The sequence below is a fragment of the Streptomyces marincola genome, assembly GCF_020410765.1.
GTDB lineage: Bacteria > Actinomycetota > Actinomycetes > Streptomycetales > Streptomycetaceae > Streptomyces > Streptomyces marincola.
This window is the reverse complement of sequence record NZ_CP084541.1, coordinates 5,170,213-5,184,101: the sequence shown is the minus strand read 5'-3', so window position 1 is coordinate 5,184,101 and position 13,889 is coordinate 5,170,213. Positions and strand designations below refer to the sequence as shown.

The window sequence follows — 13,889 nt, the reverse complement described above, 5'->3', positions numbered from 1 at the left end:
TCCTGAAGAAGTCTTCAGGTGCCTTCAGGGTCCCTTCAGCAACGATCCGGCATGGTCTTACTCGTCACCAGGCAGAAGCCGACAACGGGGAGGAACCCTCATGAAGCGCAACATCATCATCGCGATCGTCGCCGCCGGTGCCGTGGTGGGCGGCGGCACCCTGGCCGGCGCCACGATGGGCTCGGGCGGGGACAGCGAGCAGGCTTCGAACACGCTGGAGCAGATCTCGGTCGCCGAGGCCGGCGGCAGCGGGAGCGGCGGGAACGACGACCGCGACGACCGGAACGAGCAGGGCGCGGGCGGGGGCTCGGCCGCCGAGCGCGCGGTGAACTCGGCCCTGACCGCACGCCCCGGCGTGGTCACCGAGATCGAGCTGGACGACGACGATGACGACGGCGACCGGCACCGCGCCTGGGAGGTCGAGATCTTCGGTGACGACGACCGGTGGTACGAGGTCCACGTCAGCGAGGACGGCCGCGAGGTGCTCGACAGCCACGACAAGGACGACGACGATGACGACCGCGGGGTGGCCGTGAGCCTGCGCTCGGGCAACGCCGAGGTCGACGTGCTGGGCGCGATCCGCCTCGCCGAGCAGCAGACCTCCGCCACGCTGCGCGAGGCGGACGTGGACGACGGCCACTGGGAGCTTGAGCTGCGCGGCGGCGACGGCGCCGAGCACGAGCTGTCGATCAACCTGGGCACGGGCAACGTCACCGACCGCGAGCAGGACGACGATGACGACCGGGACGACCGCGACGACGACCGGGGCGACGACGACTGGGACGACCGGGACGACCGCGGTGACCGGGGCGACGACGACGCGGACGACCGGGACGACGACCGGGACGACCGGGACGACCGGGACGACGATGACGACGACGACCGGGACGACAACGACGACGACGACCGGGACGACAACGACGACGACCGCGACGACGACCGCGACGACCGCTGAGCCCCGCACCGACTCGCCGTGAGCACCGCCGCCCGGCGGCACCGGCTCCGCCCCTTCCGGCTCCGCCCCTTCCGGCCCCGGCCCGGAAGGGGCGGTGCGCTTTCCCGGGCCGCGGCGCGCCGGGCGCGCCCGGCTCAGGCGCCGCCGGTCAGGCCCGCGACCAGCTCGTCGGCCGCCGCGTAGGGGTCGAGCGTTCCGGCGGCGATGCGTTCCGCCAGCGCGACCAGCCTGCGGTCGCCGCGCAGGTCGGCGATGCGCGCGCGGAGCGCGGTCACCGCGATGGCCTCGACCTCGCGCGCGGCGCGGCGGGTGCGGCGTTCGGCGAGGCGGCCGTGCGCGGCCAGCCACGCCCGGTGCCCCTCAAGCGCCTCGACCACGTCGTCCAGGCCCTCACCGCGCGCGGCGACCGTGCGCACGATCGTGGGCCGCCAGTCCCCTGGGGCCCGGGCCTCCCCGAGGCCCAGCATGTGGTTCAGCTCGCGGACGGTCGCGTCGGCGCCGTCCCGGTCCGCCTTGTTGACCACGAAGACGTCACCGACCTCCAGGATGCCGGCCTTCGCCGCTTGGACCCCGTCGCCCATGCCCGGCGCCACGAGCACCGCCGTCGTGTCGGCCTGGGCGGCGATCTCCACCTCCGACTGCCCCACCCCCACCGTCTCCACCAGCACCACGTCGCACCCGGCCGCGTCCAGCACGCGGACGGCCTGCGGCGCCGCCCAGGCCAGCCCGCCCAGGTGGCCGCGCGTGGCCATCGACCTGATGTAGACGCCGGGGTCGCAGGCGTGCTCCGACATCCGGATGCGGTCGCCGAGCAGGGCGCCGCCGGAGAACGGCGACGAGGGGTCGACCGCGAGCACCCCGACCCGCCTGCCCGCCCTGCGGTACGCGGTCACGAGCGCGGACGTCGAGGTGGACTTGCCGACCCCGGGCGCGCCCGTGATGCCCACGACGTAGGCGTGGCCGGTGTGCGGCGCGAGCGCCGCCATGACCTCGCGCAGCTGCGGCGCCGCGTTCTCGACCAGCGAGATCAGCCGGGCCACGGCCCGGGGGGCGCCCGCGCGCGCCCGCTCCACCAGCTCGCCCACGTCGGCGGTCCTCGCCCTGCCCACCGTGCTCCCTCCTGCACCGCTCGCCCCGCGGTGCGTTCCGCCGCGCCCGCGCGCCGGTCCCGGCCCGACCGTCAGACCGCGGGTACCCGCAGGATCAGCGCGTCGCCCTGGCCGCCGCCGCCGCACAGCGCCGCGGCGCCGGTGCCGCCGCCGCGCCGGCGCAGTTCGAGCGCGAGGTGCAGCGCCAGCCGGGCCCCCGACATGCCGATCGGGTGACCCAGGGCGATGGCCCCGCCGTTGACGTTCACCCTTTCGTGGGTTACCCCGAGGTCCTTCATCGACTGCACGGCGACCGCGGCGAACGCCTCGTTGATCTCGATCAGGTCGAGGTCGTCCACGGTGAGCCCGGCCCGGTCGAGCGCGTGGCCGATCGCGCGGGACGGCTGGGAGAGCAGCGAGTTGTCCGGGCCCGCGACGTTCCCGTGCGGACCGATCTCGGCCAGCCACGGCAGGCCGAGCCGTTCCGCCGTCGCCCGGGACATCACCACGACGGCCGCCGCGCCGTCGGAGATCTGGGACGAGGAGCCGGCGGTGACCGTGCCGTCGGCGGCGAACGCCGGGCGCAGCCGGGCCAGCGACTCCACGGTGGTGTCGGGCCTGATGCCCTCGTCCTGTGCGACCATCAGCGGTTCGCCCCTGCGCTGCTCGACCGCCACGGGGGTGATCTCGGCGTCGAAGAGGCCGTTCTTCCGCGCGGCGGCGGCGCGCTGGTGGGACAGGGCCGCGACCGCGTCCTGCTCCTCGCGCGTGACGCCCATGAGCCCGGCGAAGTGCTCGGTCGACTCACCCATGGCGACGCCGTCGAACGCGTCGGTCAGCCCGTCGTGCGCCATCGCGTCGAGCAGTTCCATGGCGCCGTACTTGCGGCCGGCGCGCGCCCCCGGCAGCAGGTGCGGCGCGTTCGACATGGACTCCTGGCCGCCGGCGACGACCACGTCGAACTCGCCCGCCCGGATGAGCTGGTCGGCCAGCGCGATGGCGTCGAGGCCGGAGAGGCAGACCTTGTTGACGGTCAGGGCCGGCACGGTCATGGGAATGCCCGCGCGCACGGCGGCCTGCCGCGCCGGGATCTGCCCCGCGCCCGCCTGGAGCACCTGGCCCATGATCACGTACTGCACCCGGTCGGCGGCGACGCCGGCCCGTTCCAGGGCGGCGCGGATGGCGAAGCCGCCCAGTTCCGCGCCGGAGAAGGACGACAGCGAGCCGAGCAGGCGGCCCATCGGCGTCCTCGCTCCGGCGACGATCACGGATGTGGCGCCCGTGCCGCTGCTTGATGTCATGGCGCGCTCCTCACAACCTCGGGAGTGAACGATGGTTCACTGACAATGTACAGAGCGTGACGCCGCCGGTCATCGGGACGTTCCTGTGACAGTGCGCACGTTGCACGGCTCACGTCAAAGGCGGTGGGATGGCAGCATGTTGACGCGCATCGATCACATCGGGATCGCCTGCCACGACCTCGACGCCACCGTCGAGTTCTACCGTGCCACCTACGGCTTCGAGGTCTTCCACAGCGAGATCAACGAGGAGCAGGGGGTCCGCGAGGCCATGCTCCGGATCAACGGCACCGACGACGGCGGCTCGTCCTACCTGCAACTGCTCGAACCGATCCGCGAGGACTCGGCGGTCGGCAAATGGCTGAAGAAGAACGGCGAGGGCGTGCACCACATCGCCTTCGGCACCGCCGACGTGGACGGCGACTCCGAGGCGATCCGCGGCAAGGGCGTCCGGGTCCTGTACGACGAGCCGCGCCGCGGCTCGATGGACTCGCGGATCACGTTCCTCCACCCCAAGGACTGCCACGGAGTCCTCACCGAACTCGTCACCTCCGCGGTCCCCGGGCCGCCCGGAGGGGCCCAGGGCCACTGACGCACGCTGCCCCGGCCGGTAGAGTGGCCGAGCCGGGGCTGTGGGCTTTCCTCTCGTCCCGCGTTCGGCCGATGACCGGATCTTGCAGTGCCACGACCAGGGGACGGATGGGACCGCGCAGTGCGGGGCTACGACGCCTACCAGGCTTCAGACCACCTCTCGCGATTCGAAGCCGAGATGGAGCGGCTGAAGAAGGAGCGGCAACGGGCGGTCGACCACGCCGACGACCTCGGCTACCAGGTCGAGGTGTTGCGCGCGAAGCTGCACGAGGTGCGCCGCGCGCTCTCCCTGCGTCCCTACGGTGACCCGAGCGGGCACGCCGAGCAGATCCTGCGGTCCGCCCAGCACCAGGCCGACCAGATGCGGGTCGAGGCCGAACGCGAACTGCGCGACGCGCGCGCCAGGTCCCAGCGGGCGCTCCAGGAGCAGTCGGAGCAGCGCGCCCGCATGGAGGCGGAGCTGCACGCGGAGGCCGTCGGCCGCCGCCGGCGCCTCGACGAGGAGCTGGCGCAGCGCCGTTCCACCGTCGAGGCCCACGTCAACGAGAACGTCGCCTGGGCCGAGCAGGTCCGCGCCCGCAGCGAGTCCCAGGCCCGCCGGCTGATCGAGGAGACGCGCGCCGAGGCCGAGCGGACCATCGGCCAGGCGCGGGCCGAGGCGCTGCGCCTGACCGAGGACGCGCGGCAGCGCGCCGCCGCCGAGGCGGAGGCCGCGCGCGCCGAGGCGGACGAGGTGCTGCGCCGCGCCAGGGCGGACGCCGAACGCCTGCTCGACGCGGCCTCCACGCAGGCGCAGGAGTCCACCGAGCACGCGGAGCGGCTGCGCAGTTCCGCGGTCCAGGACACCGAGGCCGGGCGGCGCGAGGCCGCCGCGCTGGTCCGCAGGGCGGAGGAGCGGGCCGCGGAGGCGCAGACCGCGCTGCGGACGGCCCGCGAGGAGGCCGAGCGCCTGGTCGCCGAGGCGACGGCGGAGGTCGAGAAGCAGCGCGCCGCGGCCGAGTCGGTGTACGAGCAGCGCACCGCGACCGCCAAGGCCGAGGTCGCCCGCATGGTCGGCGAGGCCAACCGGGACGCGGAACGCCGCAGGGCGGAGGCGCAGAACGCGCTCGACGAGGCGCGCGCCGAGGCCGAGCGCCTGGTCGCGGAGGCCGCCGAGGAGGCCCGTTCCAAGTCGGCCGAGGAGTACGCCGCGCAGCTGGCCGAGGCGGCGAGGACGGCCGAGGACGTGCTGACCAAGGCCGCCGAGGAGGCCAAGGACACCAAGAAGGCCGCGGCCGAGGAGGCGGAACGCCTGCGCGCCGAGGCGGAGGCCGAGGCGGACCGGCTGCGCGCCGAGGCGCACGAGGTCGCGGAGCAGCTGAGGGGCGCGGCGCAGGACGACACCGAGCAGTACCGCGCCAAGACGGTGCAGCTCCAGGAGGAGGCGCGGCGGCTGCGCGGCGAGGCGGAGCAGCTGCGCTCGGCCGCGGCCGAGGAGGGCGAGCGGGTCAAGGCGGACGCCAGGCGGGAGTCCGTCGCGCAGATCGAGCAGGCGGCGGCCAGCGCCGAGGAGCTGCTCGCGCAGGCCAGGAGCGACGCGGAGGAGCTGCGTTCCGCGGCGACCGCCGAGAGCGAACGGGTCCGCACCGAGGCGATCGAACGCGCCACGACCCTGCGGAACCAGGCCGAGCAGGCGTTGCGCAAGGCCCGTGCCGAGGCGGACGAGCAGCGCGAGGAGGCCGCCCGGCAGGCCGAACGCGTCTCGCGGGAGGCCGAGGAGGCCGCGCGCCGGCTGCGGGAGGAGGCCAAGGCGGCCACCCGCGCCGAACGGGAGGCAGCGGGCGAGGAGATCGGCCGGCTGCGCGGCGAGGCGGAGCAGCGGGTCGCGGCGGCGGAGGAGGCCCTGGCCTCCGCGAGGGCCGAGGCGGACCGCCTGCGTTCCGAGGCGGGCGCGGAGGCCGAGCGGCTGCGTTCCGAGGCGGCCGAGCGGATCAGGGCGCTGACCGAGCAGGCCGAGCAGGCCGCGGAGCAGGTGCGCGATCAGGCCGCGACGGACGCGGCCAGGGCGCGCGCCGAGGGCGAGGACAGCGCCGTCCGGCTGCGCGCGGAGGCGAGCGCGGAGGCCGACCGGCTGCGCGAGGAGGCGCGGCAGGCGGCGGACCGGGTCCGCGCCGACGCGGCGGCCGCGGCCGAGCGGACGACGGCCGAGGCCGCCGAGACCCTGGCCGCCGCGCGCGAGGAGGCGGACCGGCTGCGCGCCGAGGCGGACCGGCTGCTGACCGAGGCGCGCGACGCGGCGCACCGGGAGCGGGCCCAGGCGCGCGACCAGGCCGAGGAGCTGCTGGCGTCGGCGCAGGCGCGGGTCGACGACGCGGAGCGCCGGGCGGAGACGCTGGTCGCCGCGGCCGAGCACAAGGCACAGCAGGTGCGGGACTCGGTCTCCGGGCTGCGCGAGGCCGCGGAGGCGGAGATCGCCACGCACCGCGCGGAGGCGGAACGCGAGGCCGCGCGCGTGCTGCGGGAGTCGGCCGAGGAGAAGGAGGCGGCCTCGGCGCTCGCGGAACGCACGGTGCGCGAGGCCATCGAGGAGGCCGACCGGCTGCGGACCGGCGCCCAGGAGGCGGCGGACCGCACCAGGGCCGAGGCCGACGAAGTGCTCGACCGGGCCAGGCAGGAGGCGTCGCGCAAGCGCGGCGACGCCGCGGCGCAGGCGGACGAACTGCTCGGCAAGGCGCAGGAGGAGGCGCTGCGCATGGCGTCCGCGGCCGAGGAGCAGTCCGACCGGATGGTCGCCGCGGCCCGCGGGGAGTCGGAACGGCTCGTCGCCGACGCGCGGGAGGCCGGTGCCGAACTGGTGGAGAAGTCGCGCCGGGACGCCAACCAGCTGCTTGAGGAGGCCCGTCGGGACGCGACGGCGATCAGGGAGCGTTCCGAGGAGCTGCGGGCCCGGGTCGAGGCGGAGGTCGAGGAGCTGCACGACCGGGCCAGGCGGGAGTCGGCCGAGCTGCAACGGGCCGCGGGCGAGCGCGTGGACAAACTGATGAAGGCGGCGGAGGAGCAGCGGGCCGAAGCCAGGGCGGCGGCCGAGAAGTTGAACACGGAGGCCAACGCCGAGGCGACCAAGGTGCGCATCGCCGCGGTGAAGAAGGCCGAGGCGCTGCTCAAGGACGCGGAGCGGCAGCGGTCCAAGGTGCTGCGCGAGACGCAGGACATGCGGGCCGAGGCGGAGCGGGAGGCGAAGCAGTTGGTGGACGAGGGCAAGCGGGAGTTGGAGAAACTGACCCGCCGCCGCGCCGACATCAACGCCGAGATCTCGCGTGTGCAGGACGTGTTGGAGGCGCTGGAGTCGTTCGAGGCGCCGAAGCCGAGTGGCAGGGGTGGCGGCAAGGGCGCGGTCTCCGCGGGGGCCTCGGGGTCCGGGTCCGGCGGCAAGCGGTCCGGCGGCCGGTGAAGTCGGGCCAATCACCTGAACACTCGATTGAGCGGAAGGGGCGAACATTCTCCACAGAGAAACCGGTTCCGCTCGAAGACACGCCGGTTCGCCCCCTAGGATGATGGCTCCGAGGGCATGGTCCCGTGTGTGACAAAGGCTTAAGGAACTCGACCTCGAAGCGCTGAACGCCCAGGCCCGACATTCCATCAACCCACTCACCCGTCTGATTCGACAGGAACCCCATGAGCGACACTTCCTCCCCCTTCGGCTTCGAGCTCGTGCGGCGCGGCTACGACCGCGGACAGGTGGACGACCGCATCTCGAAGCTCGTCGCCGACCGTGACAGCGCACTTGCTCGTATCACGTCCCTGGAGAAGCGGATCGAGGAGCTGCACCTCGAAACGCAGAACGCCCAGGCCGCCGTCACCGACTCCGAGCCGTCCTACGCGGGGCTCGGCGCCCGGGTCGAGAAGATCCTCCGCCTCGCCGAGGAGGAGGCGAAGGACCTGCGCGAGGAGGCGCGGCGCGCCGCCGAGCAGCACCGCGAGCTGGCCGAGGGGGCGGCCCAGCAGGTGCGCAACGACGCGGAGTCCTACGCGGCCGATCGCAAGGCGAAGGCCGAGGAAGAGGGCTCGCGCATCGTCGAGAAGGCCCAGGGCGAGGCGGCGGCCACGCGCGCCGAGGCGGACAAGGACGCCGCGGCCAAGCGCGAGGAGGCGGACGCCCTCTTCGAGGACACCCGGGCCAAGGCGGCGCAGGCGGCAGCCGACTTCGAGACCAACCTGGCCAAGCGGCGCGAGCAGTCCGAGCGCGACCTCGCCTCGCGCCAGGCCAAGGCCGAGAAGCGGCTGGCGGAGATCGAGCACCGTGCCGAGCAGCTGCGCCTTGAGGCCGAGAAGCTGCGCACCGACGCGGAGCGGCGCGCGCGTCAGACGGTGGAGACCGCGCAGCGGCAGGCCGAGGACATCGTGGCCGACGCGAACGCCAAGGCGGACCGCGTGCGCAGCGAGTCGGAGCGGGAGCTGGCCGCGCTGACCAACCGCCGCGACAGCATCAACGCGCAGCTGACCAACGTGCGCGAGATGCTGGCCACGCTGACCGGCGCCCAGGTCGCCGCGGCGACGCTCGGCGACGACGAGGACGAGACCGCCTCCAAGGGCGTGCCCGCCCAGCAGTCACGCTGAGTGGACGCCCTCGGGGCGCTCGCTTCCCGGTGCCGCCCGAGGCGGTCACCCCAACGGCGCAGGGGCCGCTGCCTGGACGGGCGGCGGCCCCCGCGCCGTTCTAGCGTCGAGCCATGATCGAGCTGGCGGAGCTGACCAAGCGCTACGGCCGCAAGACGGCCGTGGAGGGGCTGACGTTCGCGGTGCGCCCCGGTGTGGTCACCGGGTTCCTCGGGCCGAACGGCGCGGGCAAGTCGACGACGATGCGGATGATCCTGGGGCTCGACCGTCCGACCAGCGGTGCGGTCAGCGTCGACGGCCAGCCGTACGAGCGGCTGTCCCGACCGCTGACGCGCATCGGCGCCCTGCTCGAAGCCAAGTCGGTGCACCCGGGCAGGACCGCCCACCACCATCTGCTGTGCCTGGCCAGGAGCAACGGCATTCCTGAGCGGCGCATCGGTGAAGTGCTCGACCTGGTGGGTCTTGCGGGGGTGGCGAAGAAGCGGCCCGGCGGGTTTTCGCTGGGCATGGGGCAGCGGCTCGGCATCGCGAGCGCGCTGCTCGGCAATCCCGGCATCGTGATGTTCGACGAACCGGTGAACGGCCTTGATCCGGAAGGCATTCACTGGGTCCGCAATCTGATGAAGCAATTGGCGGCGGACGGGCGCACGGTGTTCGTGTCCAGTCACCTGATGAGTGAAATGGCGTTGACCGCTGATCATCTCGTGGTGATCGGGCGGGGCAGGCTGCTGGCCGACACATCGATGGCGCGGTTCATCGAGGAGAATTCCCGCGGCTTCGTCCGCGTGCGCTCGCCGCAGGCCCAGCGGCTGCGCGACCTGCTCGCGGCGGCGGGGCTGCGCCCGGGGCAGGGTCCTGAGGGCGCGATCGAGGTGGAGGGGGTGCCGGCCGCCCGGGTCGGCGAGATCGCCGCGGAGAACGGTCTGGTGCTGCACGAGCTGAGCCACCGGCAGGCGTCGCTCGAAGAGGCGTTCATGCGGCTGACCCAGGGGGCCGTGGAGTACCAGGCGCGGGGGGCCGGGCGATGACGCGCCCCGGCTGGGTGCTCGCCTCGGAGTGGACGAAGATCCGCTCGGTCCGGTCGACCGTGTGGACGCTGGCCGCGGCGGTCGTGGTGACGGTGGCGCTCGGCATGCTGATCTGCTTCCTGATCAGCGACAGCTTCGAGGACCTGTCGAGCGAGGAACGGCGCACGTTCGACCCGACGTTCATCAGCTTCGCGGGCACCTCGCTCGGGCAGCTCGCGATGATCGCGTTCGGCGTGCTCGTGGTCTCCAACGAGTACAGCACCGGCATGATCCGGGCCTCGCTCGCGGCCGTTCCGCAGCGCGGGGTGCTGATGGCGGCCAAGGTGTCGGTGGCGACGGCGCTCGCGCTGCTGGTGGGGATGCTCACCAGCTTCCTGACGTTCTTCCTCGGCCAGGCGATGCTGGGCGAGCACAGCACGGACCTCGGGCAGCCGGGCGTGCTGCGCGCGGTCGTCGGGGGCGGGCTCTACATGGGGCTGATCGCGCTGTTCGCGATGGGGGTCGCGTGGCTGCTGCGCAGCCCGATGCTGTCGTTCGGCGTGCTGATCCCGTTCTTCTTCATGATCTCCGGCATCCTGGCCAACGTCTCGGCGACGGAGAAGATCGGTGACTACCTGCCGGACCAGGCGGGTTCGCGCATCATGGCGGTGGTGGACGACGGCGAACGGCCCTACGGGCCGTGGACCGGCATGCTGATCATGCTGGCCTGGGTGGCCGCCGCGCTGGCCGCCGGGTACGTGGGGCTGAAGAAGCGGGACGCCTGAGGGCCGCCGCCCGCCGGGCGGACGCCGCCACCGGATCGCGAACGGCGGGTCCTGGCACGGGCGGGAACTCGGCGGCGCGCGACCGATGAGTTCCCGCGCACCCCAAGGTCTCTTCTGTGACGGCCCGTTGGGGGACGAGACAGGGAGACCGAACATGAGCACCGAGCAGACCGGCACGACCGAGGGATTCTCGTACGCGCTGCGGCGGACACTGGACGCCCCGGTCGCGGACGTGTGGCGGGCGTGGACGACGCCCGAGCAGTACGGCCGGTGGGCCGGCGCGGCTCCCGGCTCGGTCGAGCTCGACGTGCGTCCCGGCGGCGCGTGGAAGGCGACGATGGTCACGCCCGACGGCCAGGAGTTCCCGCTGACCGGCTCCTACGTGGAGGTCGTCGAGAACCGCCGCATCGTGATCGGCATGGACGTGCCGGGCAAGGCGTCCCCGGCGATCATGACCGTGGAGCTCGGCGAGCTGGACGGCGGCCGGACGGAGATCGCCGTCAGCCAGACCTGCGACACCGACGAGGAACGCGCCATGACCGAGCAGGGCAGCACCATGCTCCTCGACGGCCTGGACGGCTTCCTGTCCGGAGAGGCGCGGAGCTGACCCGCCGCCGGGCCGGCCGCGCCCCGGGGGGCGGCGGCCCCGGGGAGCGCCGCCGGGGTGACAGCCCCTACGTTGAGAACATGACTTCTCTCTACGACCGTTGGCTGAACGACCTGTGGAACGGCGACCTGGACACGTTGGACGACGTCGCGGCCGGCCTGGTGGCCGAGGACTTCACCGGGCACTGGCCGGGCAGGCCCGCGCTGGTGCGCGGGCCCGCCGCACTGGCCGAGGTGATCCGGCAGGGGCGGCTGCCGTTCGAAGGGCTCACGTTCACCGCGGAGGTGGGCCCGTTGGCCGAAGGGAACCTGATCGCGGCGCGCTGGTCGGCGCGAGGGGCGTACGCCGGTGGCGCGCACGCCCTGCCGGGCGTCACCGCGGCGCCCGGCACGGCCGTGGAGTTCCACGGTCACGACCTGCTGCGGATCGAGGACGGGCGCCCCGTGGAGTACTGGGTGATCTCCGAGGCCGAGCAGCTCATGGCCCAGCTCACCGGCGCGTAGCCGGCCCCCGGGCGCCGGGCGCTTCCGGCGGGGCGGACGGGCGGGCGAGCCGCCCGCCGGTTCCGCGGTGTTTCTTCACACCCCTGTCACGGGTGCCCGCCCGGGGTTCCGCCGGAGCTCCGGGCGACCGGACAGCCGATAGGGTCGTACTCCTATTGGGGGAAGCCTTCTCAGCTGTCTAGCGGGTGAATCACATGATCGAGGCTGTCGGCCTGACCAAGAGCTACGGCTCTCGGACGGCCGTGTACGACTTGACCTTCTCGGTGCAACCGGGCAAGGTCACCGGATTTCTCGGCCCGAACGGGGCGGGCAAGTCCACCACCATGCGCATGATCCTGGGGCTCGACCAGCCGAGCGCGGGGGCGGTGACCATCGGCGGCTACACCTACCGGCAGCTGCCGAACGCTCCCCGCCAGGTCGGCGCGCTGCTCGACGCGAACGCCAAGCACGGCGGGCGCAGCGCCCGGGCGCACCTGCTGAGCCTGGCGCAGCTGTCGGGCATCCCCGCCCGGCGGGTCGACGAGGTGCTCGGCGTGGTCGGGCTCCAGGGCGTGGCGAACAAGCGGTCGAAGGGCTTCTCGCTCGGCATGGGCCAGCGGCTCGGCATCGCCGCGGCCCTGCTGGGCGACCCGCACGTGCTGCTGTTCGACGAGCCGGTGAACGGTCTCGACCCCGAGGGCATCCTGTGGGTCAGGAACCTGATGCGGCGGCTGGCCGCGGAAGGCCGCACGGTGTTCGTCTCCAGTCACCTCATGAGCGAAATGGCGCAGACCGCGGATCACTTGATCGTGATCGGCCGGGGGCAGCTCATGGCCGACCTCCCGGTGCGCGACTTCATCCAGCAGAACTCCACGGGCTACGCGCGCGTCAGGGTCGCCGAGGGCCGGGACGAGGAGCGCGAGGCCCTGGTGCGGGCGCTCGGCGCGGCCGGCGGGCAGGTGCGGCCCGAGCCGGACGGCGCGTTCCAGGTCGTGGGCGTCGACCTGCCCCGCATCAGCGACCTCGCGCACGAGGCGGGCGCGCGGCTGTGGGAGCTGTCGCCGCACACCGCGTCGCTCGAAGAGGCGTACATGCGCATGACGCAGGGCGCGGTCGACTACCGGTCGACACAGGACCGGCGCGACGGCCTCCTCCAGCAGCCGCAGGCCGCGCCGGCCGCTGCCTGGCAACCGCAGCAACCGCAGGGGCCGCAGCAACACCAGGGGCCTTACGCGCCGCAGGCGCAACCGGTGCCCGCGGGCGCCACCATGGCGCTCGGCGCGCCCGCGGTGCGGCCCGCCGCGCCGGCCCAGCCGCCCGCCGCTCCCCCGCCCGCCGACGCGCCGGCCCAGCCGCCCGCGGGCGCGACGATGGCGCTCGGTGCCCCCGCCGTCGCACCGCCCGCCGGCGCGACCGTGGCGCTCGGCGCCCCCGCCGTGCGGTCCGAGGCCCCGCCGCCCGCCGAGCCGGGGACGGGGAAGGCGCCCGGCGCCGAACCCGCGCAGCAGCCGACCACCCCGTCAAGCAGCCCCGAGGACGCCCGATGACCGCCCCGGCCCACCTGCCGCCCCAGATGCCGCACCAGCCCCCGGCCCACCCGGGCCCGCCGCATGCCGTGTCCGGCTACGCGTCGCCGATCCCGGTCGTGCGCACCCACCTCGGCCACGCGATCGCCTCGGAATGGACCAAGATCAAGTCGGTCCGGTCCACGGTGTGGACGCTGGTGCTGATGTTCGTGATCACCGTGGGCGTCGGCCTGCTCCTCGCGGTGGCGCTCAGCTCCGACGACTACGTCGGCTGGCCGCTGCTGTCGGGCGGTTTCTTCGGCGTGATGTTCGGCCAGCTGTGCATCATGACGCTCGGCGTGCTGGTCATGTCCTCGGAGTACACCACCGGCGGCATCCGCACCACGCTCACGGCCTGCCCGCACCGGGGGCGCGTGCTGCTGGCCAAGACGATCGTGCTCTTCTCGCTGGCGTTCGTGATGACGCTGGTCGCGACCTCGCTCACCGCCCTGATCCACTCCTCGCTGCTCGGCGACCAGGACGTGCCGGTGTACGCCGCGCAGGACCCGCTGATGGAGGACTCGATCGAGAACGGGGAGCTCGTCGCCACCGCGGGCCACTGGATGGGCGCGACCCTCGGCGCCTCGCTGTACGTGTCGCTGCTCGGCGTGCTCGGCCTGTCCCTCGGCGCCCTGATCCGGCACTCGGCCGGCGCGATCACCACGGTGATCGGACTGGTGCTGCTCCCGCTGCTCGCGGCCATGTTCATGATGGGCGAGAGCCTGGAGTCGCTGCGTGACACCCTGATCGAGTTCTCGCTGCTCAACGGCCTGGCCACGCTGTTCAGGCTGCCGATGGAGGGGGACGAGTCGGCCACCGGCTGGCCGTTGCTCGCCATGCTCGCGGGCGTCACGGTGGGCGCCCTGGTCGCCGCCTACGCGCGGCTGACCTCCACGGACGCCTGACGGCGTCGCA

12 protein-coding genes are annotated in these 13,889 nt (G+C 73.8%); 10 read left to right on the top strand and 2 right to left on the bottom strand.

The window, feature by feature from the left end; genetic code table 11:
- Nucleotides 1–100 precede the first annotated feature (100 nt).
- The gene (locus LC193_RS22910; RefSeq protein WP_226077052.1) at nt 101–955 is read left to right on the top strand and encodes a PepSY domain-containing protein; all 855 of its coding nucleotides are present in this window, start codon (nt 101–103) and stop codon (nt 953–955) included.
- A 134-nt stretch (nt 956–1,089) separates the two neighbouring features.
- On the opposite strand, the gene meaB is transcribed toward LC193_RS22910, so the two are convergent.
- Nucleotides 1,090–2,064: a methylmalonyl Co-A mutase-associated GTPase MeaB gene (gene meaB, locus LC193_RS22905; protein WP_226077051.1), complete on the bottom strand. Its 975-nt coding sequence runs from the start codon at nt 2,062–2,064 to the stop codon at nt 1,090–1,092.
- Between the two features lie 71 nt (nt 2,065–2,135).
- Nucleotides 2,136–3,344, bottom strand: a complete 1,209-nt coding sequence (locus LC193_RS22900; RefSeq protein WP_226077050.1) for an acetyl-CoA C-acetyltransferase — start codon at nt 3,342–3,344, stop codon at nt 2,136–2,138.
- Nucleotides 3,345–3,480: 136 nt separating this feature from the next.
- Between LC193_RS22900 and mce the strand changes: the two genes are divergently transcribed.
- The 9 genes from mce (at nt 3,481) to LC193_RS22855 (ending at nt 13,879) form a co-directional block, all read left to right on the top strand.
- On the top strand, nt 3,481–3,933 hold the full coding sequence (gene mce, locus LC193_RS22895; protein WP_086157916.1) for a methylmalonyl-CoA epimerase: 453 nt from the start codon (nt 3,481–3,483) through the stop codon (nt 3,931–3,933).
- A 120-nt stretch (nt 3,934–4,053) separates the two neighbouring features.
- Nucleotides 4,054–7,362, top strand: coding sequence for a hypothetical protein (locus LC193_RS22890; RefSeq protein WP_318842181.1), 3,309 nt, complete (start codon nt 4,054–4,056; stop codon nt 7,360–7,362).
- Nucleotides 7,363–7,586: 224 nt separating this feature from the next.
- A complete protein-coding gene (locus tag LC193_RS22885; protein ID WP_226077049.1) occupies nt 7,587–8,528 on the top strand; it encodes a coiled-coil domain-containing protein in 942 nt (313 codons plus the stop codon).
- A 113-nt stretch (nt 8,529–8,641) separates the two neighbouring features.
- The gene (locus LC193_RS22880) at nt 8,642–9,556 is read left to right on the top strand and encodes an ATP-binding cassette domain-containing protein (RefSeq protein WP_226077048.1); all 915 of its coding nucleotides are present in this window, start codon (nt 8,642–8,644) and stop codon (nt 9,554–9,556) included.
- Entirely contained in the window at nt 9,553–10,320 is a 768-nt protein-coding gene (locus LC193_RS22875) for an ABC transporter permease (RefSeq protein WP_226077046.1), read from the top strand. The genes LC193_RS22880 and LC193_RS22875 overlap by 4 nt, the downstream gene beginning before the upstream one ends.
- Before the next feature lie 154 nt (nt 10,321–10,474).
- On the top strand, nt 10,475–10,927 hold the full coding sequence (locus LC193_RS22870) for an SRPBCC family protein (protein WP_226077044.1): 453 nt from the start codon (nt 10,475–10,477) through the stop codon (nt 10,925–10,927).
- Between the two features lie 80 nt (nt 10,928–11,007).
- On the top strand, nt 11,008–11,430 hold the full coding sequence (locus LC193_RS22865; RefSeq protein WP_226077042.1) for an ester cyclase: 423 nt from the start codon (nt 11,008–11,010) through the stop codon (nt 11,428–11,430).
- Nucleotides 11,431–11,624: 194 nt separating this feature from the next.
- Nucleotides 11,625–12,956 carry an ABC transporter ATP-binding protein gene (locus LC193_RS22860; protein WP_226077040.1) on the top strand — a complete coding sequence of 444 codons (1,332 nt, stop codon included), beginning with the start codon at nt 11,625–11,627 and terminating at the stop codon, nt 12,954–12,956.
- The gene (locus tag LC193_RS22855) at nt 12,953–13,879 is read left to right on the top strand and encodes an ABC transporter permease (RefSeq protein WP_226077037.1); all 927 of its coding nucleotides are present in this window, start codon (nt 12,953–12,955) and stop codon (nt 13,877–13,879) included. Before LC193_RS22860 ends, LC193_RS22855 begins: the two co-directional genes overlap by 4 nt.
- Nucleotides 13,880–13,889 lie beyond the last annotated feature (10 nt).